The organism is Rhodococcoides corynebacterioides NBRC 14404 (genome assembly GCF_001894765.1).
GTDB classification, from domain to species: Bacteria; Actinomycetota; Actinomycetes; order Mycobacteriales; family Mycobacteriaceae; genus Rhodococcoides; species Rhodococcoides corynebacterioides.
The window spans coordinates 182,608-202,356 of record NZ_BCWV01000006.1; the positions used below are offsets into that span (position 1 = coordinate 182,608).

At 70.8% G+C, this 19,749-nt stretch carries 18 protein-coding genes; 5 read left to right on the forward strand and 13 right to left on the reverse strand.

Annotation, left to right across the window (positions count from 1 at the left end; all coding sequences use genetic code 11):
• Positions 1 to 7: 7 nt before the first annotated feature.
• From mtrA to RC2_RS15175, 9 genes are all read right to left on the reverse strand, one after another.
• Positions 8 to 685, reverse strand: a complete 678-nt coding sequence (gene mtrA / locus RC2_RS15135; protein ID WP_068150822.1) for an MtrAB system response regulator MtrA — start codon at positions 683 to 685, stop codon at positions 8 to 10.
• A gap of 4 nt (positions 686 to 689) precedes the next feature.
• Positions 690 to 1,373 (reverse strand): dTMP kinase, encoded by a 684-nt coding sequence (locus RC2_RS15140; RefSeq protein WP_068150825.1) that lies wholly within the window; start codon positions 1,371 to 1,373, stop codon positions 690 to 692.
• Between the two features lie 32 nt (positions 1,374 to 1,405).
• Positions 1,406 to 2,935 carry an adenosylhomocysteinase gene (gene ahcY / locus RC2_RS15145; protein WP_068150828.1) on the reverse strand — a complete coding sequence of 510 codons (1,530 nt, stop codon included), beginning with the start codon at positions 2,933 to 2,935 and terminating at the stop codon, positions 1,406 to 1,408.
• Between the two features lie 59 nt (positions 2,936 to 2,994).
• Positions 2,995 to 4,173: an alkane 1-monooxygenase gene (locus tag RC2_RS15150; RefSeq protein WP_068150831.1), complete on the reverse strand. Its 1,179-nt coding sequence runs from the start codon at positions 4,171 to 4,173 to the stop codon at positions 2,995 to 2,997.
• A gap of 179 nt (positions 4,174 to 4,352) precedes the next feature.
• Complete coding sequence (locus RC2_RS15155) at positions 4,353 to 5,861, reverse strand: amino acid permease (protein WP_068150834.1); 1,509 nt, start codon at positions 5,859 to 5,861, stop codon at positions 4,353 to 4,355.
• Between the two features lie 148 nt (positions 5,862 to 6,009).
• Entirely contained in the window at positions 6,010 to 7,260 is a 1,251-nt protein-coding gene (gene manA / locus RC2_RS15160) for a mannose-6-phosphate isomerase, class I (protein WP_068150837.1), read from the reverse strand.
• 73 nt (positions 7,261 to 7,333) lie between these two features.
• Entirely contained in the window at positions 7,334 to 8,524 is a 1,191-nt protein-coding gene (locus RC2_RS15165) for a tobH protein (protein ID WP_245811135.1), read from the reverse strand.
• A gap of 75 nt (positions 8,525 to 8,599) precedes the next feature.
• The gene (locus RC2_RS15170; RefSeq protein WP_072681577.1) at positions 8,600 to 9,967 is read right to left on the reverse strand and encodes a phosphomannomutase/phosphoglucomutase; all 1,368 of its coding nucleotides are present in this window, start codon (positions 9,965 to 9,967) and stop codon (positions 8,600 to 8,602) included.
• Between the two features lie 218 nt (positions 9,968 to 10,185).
• Positions 10,186 to 10,605, reverse strand: a complete 420-nt coding sequence (locus RC2_RS15175; protein ID WP_174552336.1) for a DUF3499 domain-containing protein — start codon at positions 10,603 to 10,605, stop codon at positions 10,186 to 10,188.
• 201 nt (positions 10,606 to 10,806) lie between these two features.
• Between RC2_RS15175 and RC2_RS15180 the strand changes: the two genes are divergently transcribed.
• Positions 10,807 to 11,226 carry a metallopeptidase family protein gene (locus tag RC2_RS15180; RefSeq protein ID WP_245811144.1) on the forward strand — a complete coding sequence of 140 codons (420 nt, stop codon included), beginning with the start codon at positions 10,807 to 10,809 and terminating at the stop codon, positions 11,224 to 11,226.
• Positions 11,227 to 11,301: 75 nt separating this feature from the next.
• Here RC2_RS15180 and RC2_RS19445 read toward each other — a convergent pair whose 3' ends face one another.
• Positions 11,302 to 11,574 (reverse strand): WhiB family transcriptional regulator, encoded by a 273-nt coding sequence (locus tag RC2_RS19445; protein WP_139277428.1) that lies wholly within the window; start codon positions 11,572 to 11,574, stop codon positions 11,302 to 11,304.
• A 630-nt stretch (positions 11,575 to 12,204) separates the two neighbouring features.
• Here RC2_RS19445 and cofD point away from each other — a divergent pair.
• The 3 genes from cofD to RC2_RS15200 are packed head-to-tail and all read left to right on the forward strand — an operon-like array spanning position 12,205 to position 15,067.
• Positions 12,205 to 13,167 carry a 2-phospho-L-lactate transferase gene (gene cofD, locus RC2_RS19210; protein ID WP_068148733.1) on the forward strand — a complete coding sequence of 321 codons (963 nt, stop codon included), beginning with the start codon at positions 12,205 to 12,207 and terminating at the stop codon, positions 13,165 to 13,167.
• Positions 13,164 to 14,504 carry a coenzyme F420-0:L-glutamate ligase gene (locus tag RC2_RS15195; RefSeq protein ID WP_068148731.1) on the forward strand — a complete coding sequence of 447 codons (1,341 nt, stop codon included), beginning with the start codon at positions 13,164 to 13,166 and terminating at the stop codon, positions 14,502 to 14,504. Before cofD ends, RC2_RS15195 begins: the two co-directional genes overlap by 4 nt.
• A complete protein-coding gene (locus tag RC2_RS15200; RefSeq protein ID WP_068148727.1) occupies positions 14,501 to 15,067 on the forward strand; it encodes an NUDIX hydrolase in 567 nt (188 codons plus the stop codon). Before RC2_RS15195 ends, RC2_RS15200 begins: the two co-directional genes overlap by 4 nt.
• A gap of 30 nt (positions 15,068 to 15,097) precedes the next feature.
• Here RC2_RS15200 and manB read toward each other — a convergent pair whose 3' ends face one another.
• Genes manB through rfbD form a run of 3 tightly spaced genes read right to left on the reverse strand, consistent with a single transcriptional unit; the run spans position 15,098 to position 17,998 of the window.
• Positions 15,098 to 16,174: a mannose-1-phosphate guanylyltransferase gene (manB, locus tag RC2_RS15205; protein WP_068148724.1), complete on the reverse strand. Its 1,077-nt coding sequence runs from the start codon at positions 16,172 to 16,174 to the stop codon at positions 15,098 to 15,100.
• Positions 16,171 to 17,103: a glycosyltransferase family 2 protein gene (locus RC2_RS15210; protein WP_068148751.1), complete on the reverse strand. Its 933-nt coding sequence runs from the start codon at positions 17,101 to 17,103 to the stop codon at positions 16,171 to 16,173. The genes manB and RC2_RS15210 overlap by 4 nt, the downstream gene beginning before the upstream one ends.
• A 10-nt stretch (positions 17,104 to 17,113) precedes the next feature.
• Positions 17,114 to 17,998: a dTDP-4-dehydrorhamnose reductase gene (rfbD, locus tag RC2_RS15215; protein ID WP_068148721.1), complete on the reverse strand. Its 885-nt coding sequence runs from the start codon at positions 17,996 to 17,998 to the stop codon at positions 17,114 to 17,116.
• Positions 17,999 to 18,288: 290 nt separating this feature from the next.
• Here rfbD and RC2_RS15220 point away from each other — a divergent pair, with 290 nt between their 5' ends.
• Complete coding sequence (locus RC2_RS15220; RefSeq protein WP_068148748.1) at positions 18,289 to 19,725, forward strand: LCP family protein; 1,437 nt, start codon at positions 18,289 to 18,291, stop codon at positions 19,723 to 19,725.
• The last annotated feature ends 24 nt before the right edge of the window (positions 19,726 to 19,749 follow it).

Here is a 19,749-nt window from a genome sequence, read left to right on the forward strand (position 1 = left end):
CCGTCGATCACGGCGGTCCGGCCTTGTACCCCACACCGCGCACGGTCAGCACCACCTCCGGATTCTCCGGATCGGTCTCGACCTTGGCGCGCAGACGCTGCACGTGCACGTTCACCAACCGCGTGTCCGCGGCGTGTCGGTAGCCCCACACCTGCTCGAGCAACACTTCCCGAGTGAACACCTGGCGCGGCTTGCGCGCCAACGCGACCAAGAGGTCGAATTCGAGCGGGGTCAGCGAGATCAGGTCGCCGTCGCGTGTGACCTTGTGGGCCGGCACGTCGATGACGACGTCGCCGATCGAGAGCAGCTCCGCCGGTTCCTCCTCCGTCCGGCGCAGGCGCGCGCGAACACGGGCCACCAGTTCCTTCGGCTTGAACGGCTTCATGATGTAGTCGTCCGCGCCCGATTCGAGCCCGAGCACCACGTCGACCGTGTCCGTCTTGGCCGTGAGCATCACGATGGGCACACCGGAGTCGGCCCGCAACACCCGGCAGACGTCGATCCCGTTCATCCCCGGCAGCATCAGGTCCAGGAGCACCAGATCCGGACGGTTCTCGCGGACGGCCGACAGCGCTTGCGTGCCGTCGCCGACCACGAACGGCTCGAAACCCTCACCGCGCAAGACGATGGTGAGCATCTCGGCCAGGGCCGTGTCGTCGTCGACGACCAGAATGCGTGGCTTCATGGGCCTATCGTGTCATCCCGTCCGACTCCGCGGTCCGATCCAGCAGTTGCGCGGCGAGTCGGTCGCTGTCCGCCTCGATCTCGTCCGCCGCCCCGCTGCCGACGACCACCCACGGCGACACCCACGACCGTGCGGCGAGCCCCGCGTAGACCGCGGCGGTGCGCTCCTGGAGACCACCGTCCCGCTCGTAGGCGTCGCGGGCGCGGGACTCGTCCGCCTCCTCGCGTCCGCGCGCCCGTTCCTCGGCCACCGACACCGGCACCTCGAGGTAGATCTGCACGTCCGGCACCGGAAGTACGAGACGGTCGAACTCGAGCGCGCGGACCCACTCGACCGTCGGTCCCGCGGCGTCCTCGTGGCGACGGGCGGCCGAGTACGCCGCGTTGGAGGCGACGTAGCGATCGAGCAGGACGACGTCGTGCCGGTGCAGCATCCGACGCAGGTCGGCCGCCGCCCCGGCACGGTCGAGTGCGAACAGCACCGCCATCGCGTTCACCCCGTCGGCGAGATCGCCGTGCTCGCCGGCGAGCGCTTCCGCGGCGAGATCCGCATGAATCGACTCCCCGTAGCGGGGGAAACCGACGCGGACCGCGTCGATTCCCGCCCGCTCCCAGGCGCGGACCAGCCGCGACGACAACGTGAACTTGCCGGCGCCGTCGACGCCCTCGACGGCGATGAGCGTTCCCACGTCGGTCGATCCCTCCGGTTCCGGTACCGGCGTCAGTACCGGTAGTGCTCGGGCTTGTACGGGCCCTCGACGTCGACGCCGATGTACTCCGCCTGCTCCTTGGTCAGCTTGGTCAGCGTGCCGCCGAGCGCCTCGACGTGGATCTTCGCGACCTTCTCGTCGAGGTGCTTGGGCAGGCGGTAGACCTCGTTGTCGTACTCGTCCGGCTTGGTCCACAGTTCGATCTGCGCGATGACCTGGTTGGAGAAGCTGTTGCTCATGACGAAGGACGGGTGGCCGGTGGCGTTGCCCAGGTTGAGCAGACGACCCTCCGAGAGCACCACGATGGACTTGCCCGAGGAGAACACCCACTGATCGACCTGCGGCTTGATGTTGATCCGCGTCGAGCCGGAGCGCTCGAGTCCCGCCATGTCGATCTCGTTGTCGAAGTGGCCGATGTTGCCCAGGATGGCCTTGTCCTTCATCGACCGCATGTGCTCGAGGGTGATGATGTCCTTGTTGCCGGTCGATGTGATGACGATGTCCGCGTCGGCGATCGCCTGCTCGACGGTGACGACGTCGAATCCGTCCATCAGCGCCTGCAGCGCGTTGATCGGGTCCACCTCGGTGACCTGGACGCGCGCGCCCTGGCCCGCGAGCGACTCCGCGCATCCCTTTCCGACGTCGCCGTAGCCGCAGATCAGCACCTTCTTGCCGCCGATCAGCACGTCGGTGCCGCGGTTGATGCCGTCGATCAGCGAGTGGCGGGTGCCGTACTTGTTGTCGAACTTGCTCTTGGTGACCGAGTCGTTGACGTTGATGGCCGGGAAGGTCAGCTCGCCGGCCGCCGCGAACTGGTAGAGCCGCAGCACGCCGGTCGTGGTCTCCTCGGTCACGCCCTGCACCGACTCCGCGATGGCGGTCCACTTGCCCGCGTCCTGCTCGAGCGACGCGCGCAGCAGACCGAGGAAGACCTTGTACTCGTCGGAGTCGCGCTCCTCGTCCACGGGCGGGACGACACCGGCCTTCTCGAACTGCGCACCGCGCAGCACCAGCATGGTGGCGTCACCACCGTCGTCGAGAATCATGTTGGCCGGGCGCGCCGTGCCGTCCTCGGCGACGGGCCAGGTGAGCATGCGCTCGGCCGCCCACCAGTACTCGGCCAGGGACTCGCCCTTCCAGGCGAAGACGGGCACGCCCTGCGGCGCGTCCGGCGTGCCGTGCGGGCCGACGACGATGGCGGCGGCCGCGTGATCCTGGGTGGAGAAGATGTTGCAGGACGCCCACCGCACCTCGGCACCCAGCGACACCAGGGTCTCGATCAGGACGGCGGTCTGCACGGTCATGTGGAGGGAGCCGGAGATGCGCGCACCCTTGAGCGGCTGGACGTCGGCGTACTCCCGACGGAGCTCCATCAGGCCCGGCATCTCGTGCTCGGCCAGGCCGATCTCCTTGCGGCCGTACTCCGCGAGCGAGATGTCGGCGATCTTGAACTCGAGACCGTTCACGATGTCGGACTGCAGCGCACCGAGGGTCTCGGCGAGCGCCTGCGTCTCGGAGGTGGTCGTCTCGGATGTCGTCATGTCTGGGGGCACTCCCTGGTCGGCTGGCGATCCACGCGGCTGGTGATCGCCAACCCAGGTTATCCCCTGACGGTGACCCCGGTGTCGGCGGTGGATCTCACCGGGAACCGGGCGCGCAGTCGGTCGGCGGCGCTCGGGTGGAGATTCGCGCGAGTCACGTCGCCGTCGTAGTGGCGGACGACCTTCGGATCCATGACCCGACGCCACAGGGGCGGCACCGCGGCCAACAGCACCATCGTCGCGTAGCCCGCCGGCAGTTGCGGCGATTCGTCGAAGCTGCGCAGCGTCTGGAACCGGCGGCCCGGGTTGGCGTGGTGATCGCTGTGGCGTTGCAGGTGGTAGAGGAAGATGTTGGTGACCAGGTGATCGCTGTTCCAGCTGTGCCGGGGAGAGCAGCGTTCGTAGCGCCCGGTCGCAGTGCGTCGGCGCAACAACCCGTAGTGCTCGATGTAGTTCACCGACTCCAGCAGGAGGATGCCGGTCACCGCCTGCACGAGCAGGAACGGCAGCACCACGGGGCCGAACACCGCTGTCAGGATCGCCACCAGCGCCACCGAGAGCCCCCACGCGGTGAGCACGTCGTTGTGCACCGAGAAGACCCGTCGGCCGCGCCGACGCAGGCGGTCACGCTCGAGGGCCCACGCCGACCGGACGCCGCCGAGAATCGTGCGCGGGAAGAAGCGGTACAGCGATTCGCCGAGTCGGGCACTGGCCGGATCCTCGGGCGTCGCGACGCGGACGTGGTGGCCCCGGTTGTGTTCGACCACGAAGTGGCCGTAGCCGCACTGCGCGAGGGCGATCTTGGCCAGGCGACGCTCCGCCCGCTCGACCCGGTGGCCCAGTTCGTGCGCGGCGTTGATGCCGATCCCGCCGACCAGACCGACGGACACCGCGTACCCCAGCCGATCGACCGTGGACAGAGTTCCGAAGGCGACCAACCAGCAGGCGACGACCAACCCGGCGTACTGCACGGGCAGGAACAGGAAGGTGCACCAGCGGTAGAACCGGTCGTGCTGGAGATCGCGCACCTCCTCGTCCGGCGGGTTGCTCCCGTCGGCCCCCGCCGCCACGTCGAGCAGGGGAATGGCGGCGAAGAAGATGAGGACGCCGCTCCACCAGAAGATCGGTGACCCCGTGTGGAGCACCAACTGCGACGGCAGCAGGGCGGACGCCGGCGCCAGGATGCCCAGCGGCCACAGATACCTCTTCGGATCCTGCCAACCCCGCGTCACCGTCACACGCTCCTCCCCGGCGCGACCCCCGATTCGGGTGATCGAATCGTTATCTGCCCCGGAAACATACCACTGGACCGTTTCGGGGCCTCACGAACGACTCGACCCCCGCCGTCGACGCAGGTCGAGGGCGGGGGTCGAGGGCGAGGGTCGAGGGCGGGGGTCGAGGGTGGACGCGAGAAGCGCTACTCCAGGCCGGCCTGCTGTCGACCGAGCACCGAGTGCCGACGGGAGTACGCGAAGTAGACGATCACGCCCAACGCCATCCAGACCACGAAACGCAGCCAGGTCTCGACGGACAGGTTCAGCATCAACCACAGGCAGGCGACGACCGCGAGGATGGGCACGAGCGGCACCAGCGGCGTCCGGAACCCGCGCTTCAGGTCCGGTCGGGTACGGCGCAACACGACGACGCCGATCGAGACCAGGACGAAGGCGAACAGGGTCCCGATGTTGACCATCTCCTCCAGCGTTCCGATGGGGAAGAACGTCGCGAGGACGGCGACCACGACGGCCACCACCACCGTGATGCGCACCGGGGTACCGCGCGACCCGGTCTTGGCCAGCGCGCGCGGCATCAACCCGTCGCGCGACATCGCGAACAGCACGCGGGACTGGCCGAGCAGGAGCACCATGACCACCGTCGTGAGACCGGCGAGGGCGCCGAAGGAGATGATCTTCTGCGCCCAGGTGATGCCGTTGAGCTCGAATGCCGTGGCCAGCGTCGACGAGTCCCCGGCCAGCTCGGTGTAGTTGACCATGCCGGTGAGGATCAGGGTCACCGCGACGTAGAGCACGGTCACGATGGCGAGCGAGCCGAGGATGCCTCGCGGCAGCGAGCGCTGCGGATCCACGGTCTCCTCCGCCGTGGTGGCGACGATGTCGAAGCCGATGAACGCGAAGAACACCAGGCTCGCGGCGGCGAGCAGGCCGTACCACCCGAAGTTGCTGCCCTCGGCGCCGGTGACGAAGGAGAACAGTGACTGGGTCAGTCCGGTCTCGGTCTCGGCCGGCTGGGCGGGCGGGATGTACGGGCTGTAGTTGGCCGCCTTGATGTAGAACGCGCCGACCACGACGATGAGCAGCACGACGGCCACCTTGATCGCGGTGATGATCAGGGAGACGCGTGAGGAGATCTTCACTCCGGTCACGAGGAGGACGGAAAGGACGACGACGATGAGCAGGGCGCCCCAGTCGACGTCGAGTCCGCCGACGCTGACGACCGGCGACGCCGTGCCGAGTACCTCACCGAGATACAGCGACCAGCCCTTCGCCACCACGGCGGCAGCGAGGGCGAATTCGAGGATGAGGTCCCACCCGATGATCCAGGCGACGAACTCACCGAAGGTGGCGTAGCTGAACGTGTACGCGCTGCCGGCGACCGGAACGGTCGAGGCGAACTCCGCGTAACACAGGGCCGCGAGACCACAGGCGACCGCGGCGAAGACGAACGCGAGCGACACGGCCGGGCCGGCCACGTTGCCCGCCGTGCGCGCGGTCAGCGTGAAGATGCCGGCGCCCACCGCGACGGCGACGCCGAAGACGGTGAGATCCCACGAGTTCAGCGTCTTCTTCAGTTTGGTGTCGGGCTCGTCCGTGTCCCGGATGGACTGCTCGATCGACTTGGTCCGCCGGAGACCCTGTCCGGAGTCGTTCACCGGCTCCCCGGTCGCACCCTTGCCGTGACTCGTCACCGGCGTGCTCCTTCGCGTCCGCGCACCGTCGTCGACGGCGCTGTGCGCCTATCGTCACACGCGGACGCGTCACAACGGACCAACGGGTGCTCGGTGCGTCACACGGTTTCGCACGCCGGGCACGGTTGCGCCGACATCGGGAGGACCGTCAGTCGACCGATCCCACCTCGGCGACGAAGACGGTGGCGTCGTCGGTCGCCGAGCAGAGTTCCGGAGCCGGATCGGACGCGGCCACCCACAAGGCATGTCCACGGTCGAGCGGGAGTGCTCGCTCACCGGCACGGACCTGCACGTGACCGTGCACGCACAGCAGGATGCGCGGACGATCCACTCGGTCGAGCGCGTACGGCGCCGAGGCGGCGTCCGCCGACCCGCTCCGCAGGTCGACGCGGGTGAGGGCGAACTCCGGTGCGGGCGTCGGGTAGCGCACCGAGCCGTCCGGCAGCGTCCGCGCCTCGAGGATCGGTGACGGCAACGGCTCGAAGTCGAGCACGCGCAGCAGCTCCGGTACGTCGACGTGCTTGGGGGTCAGCCCACCCCGCAACACGTTGTCCGAGTTGGCCATGATCTCCACGGCGGTCCCGCGCAGATAGGCGTGCAGGTTGCCGGCATCGAGGTAGAGCGCCTCACCGGGTCGAAGGGTGACGCGGTTGAGCAAGAGTGCGGCGAGCACGCCCGCATCCCCCGGGTAGTACTCCCCGAGTTCGAGCACCGTCCGCAATTCGGGAACGAACCGGCGATCGCTCGTCGTCTCCGCACGCTCGAGCGCCCGCACGCAGGCGTCGAGAACCGCGGGCAGCACCGCGTCCAGGGCGCGCTGCGGCAACGTGATCCACGACGTGAAGAGGGTGCGCAGACCCGTCGCGTCCGGTTGATCCTCCAACATCCGCTGGTAGGGGGCGAGTTCCTCGGCGCCCAACAGGGCGAACAGCTCGATCGTCTCGCGAGGCACGCGGAAACCGGCCAGTGCGTCGAACTCCGTGAGCGCCACCACCAACTCCGGCTTGTGGCTGGCGTCCCGATAGTTCCGCACCGGCGCGTCGATCGGCACACCGGCGGCGTTCTCGCGCCGGAACCCCTCCTGCGCCTGGTCCAGCGACGGATGCGCCTGGAGCGAGAGGGGCTCCTCGGCGGCGAGGAACTTCACCAGGAACGGCAGCCGCGACCCGAAACGCTCGGCGACCGCCTGCCCCAGCTGACCCGCGGGGTCCCGGTCGATCACCTCCAGCAACGACGTGGGACCGGCCTCGGTGACCAGCTGCGCGGGATCCCCCGGGTGCGCTCCGAACCACAACTCGGCCTCGGGATGTCGGGTGGGCGACGCGAGTCCCCGTAACTCCGCGAGAGCCGTGCGCGACCCCCAGGCGTAGGACCTCGCCGCACCGTCGAGAAGGTTCACCGTCGACCGCCTGTCGTCACCGTCGAGCCGTCGTCCGGTCGGACGACGGCGCAGAAGTCTGGGTCGGCGGCCGTCATCGGCCACCGGCGAGCTGGACGTACGCCGCGGCCGCCTCGAGCCGTGCCGCCAGGACGAGGCACTGACGCACCGTCGTCGCCACTCCCCCTCCGGCAGACGTGATCGCGCCGGGTCCGACCCGTCCGGCCTCGAACCCGGGTGTCGGGCGCATCTCGGGCGCGGATCCGTCGCCGGACAGGTCGTCGACGCGCACGACGTCCACCTCGCCGAGGACGGCGACGCGTCGACGCACCGACGAGTCGTCCGGATCGATCGAGACGGTCAGGATGCGGACCGGCTCGGTGGGACGCGGACCGTCGATCTGGTCGTCGTGGAAGAGCGGGTCGTAATCCTGCGACACGCCGTGTCCGGACCCGTCGCTCCCGGACCCACCGACCGAGCCGAACTCGTGCACCACCGCGACGGCGTCGGCCAGTTCGCTCGCCGCCGCGACGACGCCGGCCGTCCGCAGCAACACGGACGCGCCGTGGCGAGCCAGTTCGGTGGCGGCGACACCGTCGCCGGTGATCAGCACGCGCCGACCGGCCACGCGCGATGCCAGCGACTTGGCCGGGTTGCGGAACACCTCGACCGACGCGTGATGCCGTGCCGACTCCGCGTCGACCACGTCGGCGATCTCCGCCGGATCACCGACGTCGAACGAGGGATCGACGGCGGCGAGCACGGCCGTCATCGTCGACACGTGACGGGCGAACCCGTGATGGTCGAGGACCCGCACGCGCGGCGGGAGCGCGAGCACCCGACCGGCGCCGGCATCGGCGACGGGTCCTTCGTCCGGCACCGTCACCACCACGTCGGACCGGCGGCGGACGGCGCTGTCGACGGATCGAGCGAGCACGGGATCCCCCGCGTCGTCCCCGGCGACCACGACGACGTCCAGCGGACCCACCCACGGCGGCGTCGACGGTGCGATGACCAGCGGCACGCCCGCGTCGGCGGCCAGAGAGGACACCAGTCCGGCCGCCCGACGCGCGGGACCGGACGGTGCGACGATCACCACCGCCCTCGGCCGTGCCCCGTCGAGCCGGGCCAGCGCGCCCTCGGACACCGCCGCTGCGGTCGCACGGATCTGCGCTCCCGCGAGAGCGGCGGATCGCAGGACGCCGCCGCGGTCCGCGCGCGTGACGGCCTCGGCGTCGTCGAGGTCGACCGGCGTCACCGGGACGGTCGTCGGCATCTCGACCATCTCACCCACCTCCCACGCTCGAACGGGACTCCCGACTGTGTGCGCTCACTCCACCATGCCAGGCGTGTACCCGGTTCACCCCCGAACGATGCCCAGGATCTCCGTCGTCAACCGGTCGACGTCGGCCTCCGTCGGAGCCTCGACGTTCAAGCGCAGCAACGGTTCCGTGTTGGACGCGCGCAGGTTGAACCAGGCGTGATCACCGAGATCGACGGTGACTCCGTCGAGGCGGTCGACGGACACGGTCCGATCGGCGAACGCGTCGACGACCGCACGCGTGCGCTCCGCGGCGTCGTCGACGGTGGAATTGATCTCGCCGGACGCGGCGTACACCTCGTAGCGCGCCATGAGTTCCGAGAGCGGCGCATCCTGCGAGCCGAGAGCCGCCAGGACGTGCAGGGCGGCGAGCATGCCCGAGTCCGCACCCCAGAACTCGCGGAAGTAGTAGTGCGCCGAATGCTCGCCGCCGAACACGGCGCCGGTCTCGGCCATGAGCGCCTTGATGAAGGAGTGGCCGACGCGGGTGCGCACGGGTCGGCCGCCCAGCGACTCGACAAGTTCCGGCACCGACCGCGACGTGATGAGGTTGTGGATGATCGTCGACGACGGGTGTGCGGCGAGTTCGCGCTCGGCCACGAGGGCGGTGATCGCGGAGGGGGACACCGGCTCACCGCGCTCGTCGACCACGAAGCACCGGTCGGCGTCGCCGTCGAACGCCAGGCCGATGTCCGCTCCCGTCTCCCGGACGAACGCCTGCAGGTCGACGAGGTTGGCCGGCTCCAGCGGATTGGCTTCGTGGTTGGGGAAGGTGCCGTCGAGTTCGAAGTACAAGGGGTGCACGGTGAGCGGCCCGGGGCCGAGCACGGCGGGGACGGTGTGCCCGCCCATGCCGTTGCCCGCGTCCACCGCGACCGACAGCGGTCGGATCGACGCGATGTCGACCAGCGTCCGGACGAACTCCGCGTAGTCCCCCAGGACGTCGCGGGTGGTGATCTCCCCGCGCGGACCGTCGGTCGCGGGCACCCCCTCGATCACGTCGGCGGTGATGGTCGCGAGCCCCGAGTCCTGGCCCACCGGTTTGGCGCCGGCCCGGCAGAGCTTGATGCCGTTGTACCGGGCCGGATTGTGGCTGGCGGTGAACATCGCACCGGGACAATCGAATCGGCCCGACGCGAAGTACAGCTGGTCCGTCGAGGCGAGTCCGATGTGCACGACGTCCAGGCCGCGCGCGACGACACCGTCGGCGAAGGCCGCGGCGAGAGCCGGGGACGAGTCGCGCATGTCGTGACCGATCACCACACGGTCGGCTCCCTCGGATCCGACGAGCCGTGCGAAGGACGCCCCCACGTCCCGAACGAAGTCCTCGTCGATCTGCTCGCCGACGACGCCCCGCACGTCGTACGCCTTGATGACCGCTGTGACCAGGTCCGCTGATCGAGCCACGTCATTCTCTCCTCGGTGTCATGGGGAACGAGCCGGTGCGCACCGGATCTCGACGAACGCCGGGTGTACGTCGGACGCCACCGTCGGCGAATCACCCACACGGGGTTCGGTGGGTACGCCAGAGCCTAACGCCCGACGAGCCGTCGGGAGGGGCGGGCGCAAGAGAATCGCGGCGACTCGTTTCGCGCCGCGGGCCCGTCACGAACCGTGGGATCCGATCAGGACGACGGATCGGGGAGAACGCGGAGATGGCCGCGGCGACCCGTGCGCGCGGTCGGCATCACCGGCATGGACCCGGCGCCGTCGCCCTCCGGTCGCGAGGACGTCGGCCCCGAGTTCGGCAGGGTCCGGGGGGACACGCGATCACGGGCGCCGGCTTCGCGGACGGCCTCCGCCAGAGCGGTGAGATCGTCCTCGTCCGGGCCCGAGGTGGCGAAACCGCCTTCGTACCGGACCATGTCCCAGCCCTTGGGGGCGGTGATGGACGAGCCGTGCACCTCGCAGAGGTCCCAGGAGTGGGGTTCGTCCACCGTGGCCAGCGGACCGACGACGGCGGTGGAATCGGAGTAGACGTAGGTCAACGTCGCCACGGCCGGTCGGTTGCACCCCGGTCGGCAACATCCCCGCACAGCTCTCACAGCCAGCACCCTAACCCGCGGGACACGCCGGGGAACAGCCGACACGACGGGATCGTCGGTGTGCGCCGGTACCGCGATGCCGCCGAGTGCACGAGCCGTAGCATGACGCGGGTGTCGTCGTACCCCGATCCCGCGCGTCCGTTGCGGTCCGATCGCACCCGGCCGTCCGCGTCGCGATCGGCTGCCCGACGTGGGCGCGGGATGCGCGGAGTGCTGCTGCCCGACTCCGTTCCCGGACGCCGGTCGCGGTCCGAGCAGTTCGACGCGGCCGTGCTCGACGCGTTCGCGCCGATCGAGCGCCGTTGGCACGACCGGCTGCTCAAGCTCGACATCGCCGTGGACGACGTGCCCAAGATCCGCGCCGTCGACCCGTCCTCGGTGACGTGGCCGCCGGAAGTGGTCGCGGAGGGCCCGGTTCCGTTGTCGCGCCTCATTCCGGCGGGCGTCGACAGCCGCGGGGCGACGGTCCGTGCGCGCATCGTGGTGTTCCGCCGACCGTTGGAACGGCGGGCTCGCTCGATGCACGATCTCACCGACCTCGTGCACGACGTCTTGGTGGAGCAGGTGGCGACGTACCTGGGCGTCACCCCGGACGTGGTCGACCCCGACCCCCGGGACTGACGCCGAACCCCGGTACCGAATCGACCGGGACTCTCGATTCGCCAGCGGGTCGAGCGGTCGGTCGATATCGAGCGGTCAGATGATGCCGCGCTTGAGGCGACGACGTTCGCGTTCCGACAGTCCGCCCCAGATACCGAAGCGCTCGTCGTTGGCGAGGGCGTATTCGAGGCACTCGTCCTTGACCTCGCACCCGAGGCAGATCCGCTTGGCCTCGCGGGTGGAGCCGCCCTTCTCGGGGAAGAACGCCTCGGGGTCGGTCTGCGCACACAGTGCGCGCTCCTGCCACTGGTCGTCCTCGTCCGCACCGTCGACCAGGACCAGGCCGGGTTGCGGTGCCGCCGTGGGCATTCCGAGCGTGACGAGCGGCGGGTCGACGTCGACCTCGGGGGCCTCGATCGGGACACCGTCGAGGTCGTCGGCCAGGGTGTCCGCCAGGTCGAGGTCGAGATCGACGCCCTCGACGTCGGGGGCAATGTGCAGGCCGCCGCGATCCTGCAGACCGGAGTTCGAGTGCTGGTGGTCGGGCATCACGTCCGCCTCCTCTTGTTCGTCGCGTTCCGCCTGGCTGCGGCGGTGCGGTCGGTGTCGGTCACTGGTGTCGATGATCGACCGTGAAGCCGGATCGCGATGCGAGCACTCGCGGCGAGGCGAGCGAACACGTGTTCGAACACTGGTTCGCTGCAAGCGATTCCACCGTCCGAACCGGTAATGACATGACTGTGATTAGACACGCCGCGGTGTGTCGCGGTCAAGCGGAGCGCCGTTTTTCCCATACCATCACGCCCCGCGAAATCCGGGCACGCGGATGCAACGGTGTGTTCGCCCCGTCGAGCCCCGGCGCCACCCCCGTCTCACCCCGCCCTTCTACCCGAGCGTCACGACGGGCAAACACGCCCCCACCCGGCCGACGACCAGCAGCACACCGGCCCGGTGACCGCCCGGCGGCCGCGCCGGCGCGAGGGCCTAGGGTCGACGGTCATGAAGGTGACTGTTCTGGTGGGCGGCGTCGGCGGTGCACGCTTCCTGCAAGGCGTGCGCGAACTGCTCGGCGACGGCGACGAGATCACCGCCGTCGTCAACGTCGGTGACGACGTCTGGATGCACGGTCTGCGCATCACGCCGGACCTCGACACCTGCATGTACACCCTCGGAGACGGCATCGACGTCGAGCGCGGGTGGGGGCGTCGCGGCGAAAGCTGGAGCGTCAAGGAGGAATTGGCGGCGTACGGCGCTCAGCCGGACTGGTTCGGTCTCGGTGACCGGGACATCGCCACCCACCTGATGCGCACCCGCATGCTGCGGACCGGGTATCCCCTCTCCGCCGTCGTCGAGGCTCTGTGCGTTCGGTGGTCCCCCGGTGTCCGGTTGCTCCCCGTCACCGACGACCGGTGCGAGACCCATGTGGTGATCACCGATCCGGACACCGACGGCGACGAACGCAAGGCGATTCACTTCCAGGAATGGTGGGTCCGCCACCGAGCCGCGGTCCCCACGCACAGCTTCGCCCACATCGGCGCCGAGCAGGCCCGGCCCGCGGACGGTGTGCTGGAGGCGATCTCGGACGCCGACGTCGTCCTGCTGGCCCCGTCCAACCCGGTGGTGAGCATCGGCGCGATCCTCGCCGTCCCCGGACTGCGATCGGCGCTGCGCACCACCGCGGCACCGGTGGTCGGGGTCTCCCCCGTCATCGCCGGTCGTCCGCTCCGCGGCATGGCCGACGAATGCCTCTCGGTCATCGGCGTCGAGACCTCCGCCGAGGGCATCGGACGCCATTACGGGGCGCGCAGCGGTACCGGCCTGCTCGACGCCTGGCTCGTCGACGAGGGGGACACCGCGGACGTCCCCGGCGTCACCGTACGGGCCGTCCCCCTGCTGATGTCGGATCCGTCGGCCACCGCGGACATGGTGCGGGCCGCACTGAGCGCGGCGGGCGTGGCGTGAGCGACCACGCACCCGGTGGGGCCGTTCAGATCCTGCCCGTGACCGGCCTGCCCGAGTTCCGGCCGGGTGACGACCTCGCCGCGGCGCTCGCGACCGCGGCGCCCTGGGTGCAGGACGGGGACGTGCTGGTGGTCACCAGCAAGATCGTGTCCAAGGCCGAAGGGCGACTGGTGGTCTCGCCGACCGACCCCGACGCGCGGGACGCGCTGCGACGCACTCTCGTCGAGCAGGAGGCCGTGCGGGTTCTCGCCCGTCGCGGACGCACGCTCATCACCGAGAACCGACTCGGCATCGTCCAGGCCGCCTCGGGCATCGACGGATCGAACGTCGTCGGCGACGAACTGGCGCTGCTCCCCGAGGACCCCGACGCCTCCGCCCGGCGCCTCCGCGACGATCTGCGCGCGAGCCCGGGTGTCCGCGTCGCCGTCGTGATCACCGACACCATGGGGCGGGCGTGGCGAAACGGCCAGACGGACAACGCGATCGGCGCTGCCGGACTCCCGGTGCTCCACGGGTACGCCGGTGAGCGCGACGGCCAGGGCAACGAGCTGGTGGTGACCGAGGTGGCCCTCGCGGACGAGCTGGCCGCCGCGGGCGACCTGGTCAAGGGCAAGCTGGGCGGGGTGCCCGTCGCGGTGGTGCGCGGCCTGACCGTCACCGACGACGGCTCGACCGCACGCGATCTCGTCCGTCCCGGCGAGGACGACCTCTTCTGGCTCGGTACCGAGGAGGCACTGGCGCGCGGTGCGCGAGGGGCCGTCCCGGGCCGACGTTCCGTCCGACGCTTCACCACCGACCCGGTGGACCCGGATGCGGTGCGCGACGCCGTCGCCGATGCCGTCACCGCCCCCGCTCCGCACCACACTCGTCCGATGCGATTCGTCCACCTGCTCGACTCCGAGCGGCGCACGGCTCTGCTCGACGCGATGGAACGCCGCTGGCGTCACGACCTGAGCTCGGATCCCCGCACCGCCGGATCGGTGGACGTCCGCGTCGCTCGGGGCCGCATCCTGCGCGACGCACCGACGATCGTGCTGCCCTTCCTCGTTCCCGACGGCGAGCACGACTATCCCGACGCCCGACGGCGCGCGGCGGAACGCACGATGTTCACGGTGGCCGCCGGTGCAGCGGTGCAGGCGTTCCTGGTGGGGTTGTCGGTGCGGGGACTCGGTTCGTGCTGGATCGGCTCCACCATCTTCGCGCCGGAGGAGGTGCGCGCCGTGCTCGACCTACCGCAGTCCTGGTTGCCCGTCGGAGCCGTGGCCATCGGGGTTCCGGCAGATCCGCTCGCGCCGCGACCGGCCGCGTCCCCGGGCGACGTCCTGGTGGAGCGATGAGCGCCGAGTCGTTGCACGCCTCCGCGACCCGCGTGCTCGCCGAGTGGCGGACCGACGACCCCGCGGCCGAGTCGCTCCGTCACACCATGCTGGCTTTCCTCGCCGCCGAGCCGCGGGCGTGCCTTCGCGCGTGCGCCGCCGGCCACATCACGGCCTCGGCGGTGCTCCTCGACCGCAGCGGGCGGAACGTCCTGCTGACCCTGCACCCGCGCGTCGGACGGTGGCTCCAACTGGGCGGCCACTGCGAACCCGAGGACGCGACCGTGTGGGACGCCGCGCTGCGCGAGGCACGAGAGGAGAGCGGCATCGACGACCTCGCGTTGGAGCCCGGCCTGCTGGACGCGCACACCCACCCGATCACGTGTTCGCTGGGCGTGCCCACGCGGCACCTCGATCTCCGGTTCGTCGTGCGCGCCGCCGCCGACGCGGAGGAGGTCGCCGCCGTCCGGAGCGCCGAGTCGACGGACCTGCGCTGGTGGCCGATCGACGCCCTCCCGGACGGACCGGAGGGCGCCGAGCGCGACGCCCTCCGCGCGATGATCGACCGGGCGAACGCCCGCTGATCGTCGCTCGCCGGTGGAGCCGGCCCGGCGTCAGACGTCGGTGGAGAAGCGAACTCCGCCGTCCGGCAACGTGACTCCCGGCCACACACGCGCACCGCGCAACAGTTCGCAGCGCGCCCCGACGTTGGCGCCGTCGCCGATCACGGCGTCCCGCACGAGTGCCCGCGGACCGATGCGCGCACCGAAACCGAGAATGGACCGTTCCACGACGGCACCGGCCTCGACGACCGCACCGTCGAACAGGACCGCTCCGTCCAGACGGGCGCCCGCGCCGACCTCGGCACCGCGTCCGACGACGGTGCCGCCGATGAGCAGCGCGCCCGGCGCCACCCCCGCACCCGGATGCACCAACGACTCCCCGCGCGTGCCCTCGAGCGCCGGTGACGGTGCGATACCGCGGACCAGGTCGGCAGAACCCTTCACGAAGTCCTCGGGGGTGCCCATGTCCCGCCAGTACGCAGCGTCGACGTGTCCGTAGACGCGCCTGCCCTCCGCCAGCAGCGCCGGGAACACCTCGCGCTCCACGGACACCGGGCGACCGGCCGGAATCTGCTCGATCACGCTGCGGCGGAACACGTAACAGCCGGCGTTGATCTGGTCCGTCGGCGGATCCTGCGTCTTCTCGAGGAACGCGGTGACGCGCCCGTCCTCGTCGGTGGGCACGCAGCCGAACGCGCGCGGGTCGCCGACGCGGACCAGGTGCAGCGTGACGTCGGCCTCGGACGTGTGATGGGTGTCGAGCACGGCCCGCAGGTCGGTGCCGCCCAGCACGTCGCCGTTGAACACCATGACGGTGTCGGCGCGCAGTCGCGGCAGCACGTTGCGAATTCCGCCACCGGTGCCGAGCGGCTCGTCCTCGAAGACGTACTCGAGGTCGAGTCCGCGACTGCTGCCGTCGCCGAAGTAGTCCTCGAACACGTCCGCCTTGAAGGACGTGCCGAGCACGACGTGCTCGATGCCCGCGGCCTTGATCCGGGCCAGCAGGTGCTCGAGGAAGGGAAGCCCCGCCGTCGGCAGCATCGGTTTGGGAGCGGACAGGGTCAGCGGCCGCAGCCGAGTCCCCTTGCCACCCACCAGGATCACGGCATCGGTTGCCGGAGCTGTCATCTCGTCTGCCTCTCTCGTCGTTCGCCCGTCCCGACCTGCGTGTGCCGTGCGTCGTCCCCGTCCACCGCGCCGCGACCGCGCAACGCGGCCGCCACGACGATCCGGGATCGAAGCGCCAGACCGAGACGAAGTACCCCGCGCAGGGGGGCCTGCCACCACTCGGGATGGCGGTCCGCCTGGAAACGGTAGGCGCTCTCGTGGTGGGCCGGGAGCATGGACTCCGGATGACGGCCCGCCGCATGACCTTTCGCGTGGGTGACGACGGCGTCCGGCACGTAGACGTTGAGCCAGCCGGCCCGACCAAGTCGGTCGCCGAGGTCGACGTCCTCCATGTACATGAAGTAGCGGGAGTCGAATCCGCCCACGGAATCGAACGCCGCACGGCGCAGCAGCAGACAGGAGCCGGACAGCCAGCCGACCGGGCGCTCGTCCACGGCGTCGGTGTCCTGCCGATATCGCTGGGTCCACGGGTTGGTCGGCCACACCGACCCGAGCAGCGCATGGAGCGACCCGGAGGTCAGATCGGGAACCCGACGGGCCGACGGGTAACGCGACCCGTCCGGCTCCAGGATGCGGGGGCCCAACGATCCCGCGCGGGGCCACCGCTCCGCGGCTTCGAGCAGCGCGTCGATCGAGCCCGGCGACCAGCGGACGTCGGGGTTGACCACCATGACGAATTCCGCCGCGGGGTCCGTCAGGGCCACGGCACGATTCGCGGCGCCGCCGTAGCCGATGTTCTCCCCCGTCCGGACCAGGCGAACGTTCTCGCGCTCGTCCGCGGCGGCTTCGGGCGCACCGTCGGTGGACCCGTTGTCCGCCAGCAGGACCGTGACCGGTCGGGTGGTGGCCGCCGCGAGACTGTCGAGAAAGGTGCGCAGGTGCTCGCCGGGCGAGTAGGTCACCGTCACGACGGCGAGAGGGGCGTTCACGCCGGTCACCCTATCGGCCGCCGAACCGACCGCTCTCGTCCGCCCGAGCGGCGAGCGCGGCGTCGAGCGCGGCGCGCCACGGACGCAGCGGCGTCAGTCCGGAGCCGATCCAGGACTGCGGCGAGAGCACCGAGTAGGCCGGGCGAGGGGCCGGACGAGGGAAGTCGTCGCTCGAGCACGGCTGCACCCGTTCGGGGTCGGCTCCGACCCCGGCGAAGGCCGCACGCGCGAGGTCGAACCACGACGCGGACCCTCCGCCGGCCGCGTGCAGCACGGACGGCAGGGTGCCGACGGTGCCCGCGGCCTCGAGGAGCCCCGCCGCCAGATCGGCCGCGTACGTCGGCGACCCGACCTGATCGCTCACCACCGTCACGGTGTCGCGCTCCCGTTCGAGCCGCAGCATCGTCGCCACGAAGTCGGTGCCGGTGCCCGTGTAGACCCAGGCCGTCCGCACGACGGTCGCCCCGGGCAACGCCGCGAGAACGGCCCGTTCTCCCGCCAGTTTGGTGCGGCCGTAGACCGTGCGGGGGCCCGTCGGGTCGCTCGGCTCGTACGGCGTCCGGGCATCGCCGGGGAACACGTAGTCGGTGGAGACGTGCAGCAGCTGCGCGCCCACCTCGGCGCACCGTTCGGCCAGCAGCCGCGGGCCACGCACGTTGAGATTCTCGGCGGCGTCGACGTCCGTCTCGGCCGCGTCCACCGCGGTGTGCGCGGCGCAATTGATCACCACGCAGTCGCCGGTGATCGCGGCCTCGATGGACGACGGGTCGGTGATGTCGAGCTCGCGCGACCCGTATCCCACGGCCGCGCCGCCACTGCGGGCGACCACCTGACGACCCAGCTGACCGGCCGCTCCGGTGACGACGATCGGACGGGCGGGTGCGGTTCGGGTCACAGGCGAAGAGTGTGGCACGCCGCCGCGGCTTGCGCGGACCACCGCGGCGGGGCCGTTAGCCTGGACCGGTGACGGATTCTGTGACGAACCCCGGGACGCCGCGCGGTCGCCACGAATCCGCGACAGGCGCCGCCGCCCGGCCGGGCGCCCGACGCTCGGGCGCCGACGACCGCAGCCCCCGCCCCGGCGGGGGTACCGACGGCCGCAGCCCCCGCCCCGGCGGGGGCCGTCGACCGACCTCGCGCACCCGCCATCGCTCCCCCGCACCCCCCGGTCGCCCGTGGGCGCGCATCGCCGTCGCGTCGCTGTCGGCGGCCGCGGTGCTGGTGACGGGCGTGGCCTGGCGCAGCGTCGACTCGCTGCGGAGCAGCCTCGCCACGGTGTCCGACCTGGGGCTCGGCGGCGCAGCCGACGGCGCGGTCGACATCCTCATGGTCGGCACCGACAGCCGTACCGACGCCCACGGCAACCCGCTGTCGGCGAGCGAACTCGCCTCGCTCCGTGCCGGCGAGGAAGTGGCGAACAACACCGACACGATCCTCCTCATCCGGGTGCCCAACGACGGGTCCTCGGCGACGGCCATCTCGATCCCCCGTGATGCGTACGTGGCGGTCCCCGGTCTCGGGAACAGCAAGATCAATGCCGCCTACGGCGCGACGAAGGAAGAGAAGCGTCTGGAACTCGTCGAGAGCGGTGTGCCCGACGACGAGGCGGATCGCGAATCGACCCAGGCCGGCCGCGAGGCGCTGGTGTCGGCGGTCGCCGGGCTGACCGGCGTGACCGTCGACCACTACGCCGAGGTGGGCCTGCTCGGGTTCGTCCTGTTGACCGACGCCGTGGGCGGGGTCGACGTCTGCCTGAACGCCCCCGTGGACGAGCCGCTGTCCGGCGCGAACTTCCCCGCCGGCGAGCAGACCCTGAACGGCTCCGACGCGCTCAGCTTCGTCCGGCAGCGGCACGATCTGCCGCGCGGCGACCTCGATCGCATCGTGCGTCAGCAGGTGTTCATGGCGTCGCTCGTGCGCAAGGTCCTCAGCGCCGGCACCCTGAGCAACCCCGGCACACTCGGGCAACTCTCCACCGCCGTGTCCCGCTCGGTGGTCCTCGACGACGACTGGGACGTCCTGCAGTTCGCCACCAACCTGCAGAACCTCGCCGGCGGCAACGTCACCTTCGAAACCATCCCGGTCGCGGACATCAACGGCATGACCGACTACGGCGAGTCGATCGTCGCGGTCGACCCCACCGAGGTGCAGAACTGGGTGCGCGGACTGCTGGGTGACGCCGCCCCGCCCGCCACCGATCCCGACGCTCCCGACGTTCCGCAGATCGACCCGTCGACGGTCACCGTGGACGTCGCCAACGATTCCGGCATCAGCGGTCTGGCCTCGTCGGTGTCCTCGACGCTGGAAGCCGAGGGCTTCCGTACCGGGGAGGTCGGCAACAACGAGGGCGAGTCGGTCGACACCACCACCGTGTACGCGGGCCCGTCGGACGACGACACGGCGCAGGCGGTCGCGGCGCGCGTCGGGACGACGTCGACGGCCGTCGACGACTCCCTGCCGTCGGGCACCGTGCGCGTCGTGCTCGCATCGGACTACTCCGGCACCGGCACACCGACCTCGGCGATCACCGGCGTGACCTCCGCGGGTGACGCACCGACCCCGGCTCCCGCCGCCGCCGACCCCATCGACGCCGGGTCCACCGGACCCCAGTGCGTGAACTAGTGCGTGAACCGAGGAGCGACGTCT

Bases quoted from the DNA above. Each gene is read 5' to 3' on its own strand.
- mtrA (WP_068150822.1), bottom strand. From the start codon at position 685: ATGAAGCCACGCATTCTGGTCGTCGACGACGACACGGCCCTGGCCGAG.
- ahcY (WP_068150828.1), bottom strand. From the start codon at position 2,935: ATGACGACATCCGAGACGACCACCTCCGAGACGCAGGCGCTCGCCGAG.
- RC2_RS15165 (WP_245811135.1), bottom strand. From the start codon at position 8,524: ATGGTCGAGATGCCGACGACCGTCCCGGTGACGCCGGTCGACCTCGAC.
- RC2_RS15180 (WP_245811144.1), top strand. From the start codon at position 10,807: ATGCGCGGAGTGCTGCTGCCCGACTCCGTTCCCGGACGCCGGTCGCGG.
- RC2_RS19445 (WP_139277428.1), bottom strand. From the start codon at position 11,574: ATGCCCACGGCGGCACCGCAACCCGGCCTGGTCCTGGTCGACGGTGCG.
- cofD (WP_068148733.1), top strand. From the start codon at position 12,205: ATGAAGGTGACTGTTCTGGTGGGCGGCGTCGGCGGTGCACGCTTCCTG.
- RC2_RS15200 (WP_068148727.1), top strand. From the start codon at position 14,501: ATGAGCGCCGAGTCGTTGCACGCCTCCGCGACCCGCGTGCTCGCCGAG.
- manB (WP_068148724.1), bottom strand. From the start codon at position 16,174: ATGACAGCTCCGGCAACCGATGCCGTGATCCTGGTGGGTGGCAAGGGG.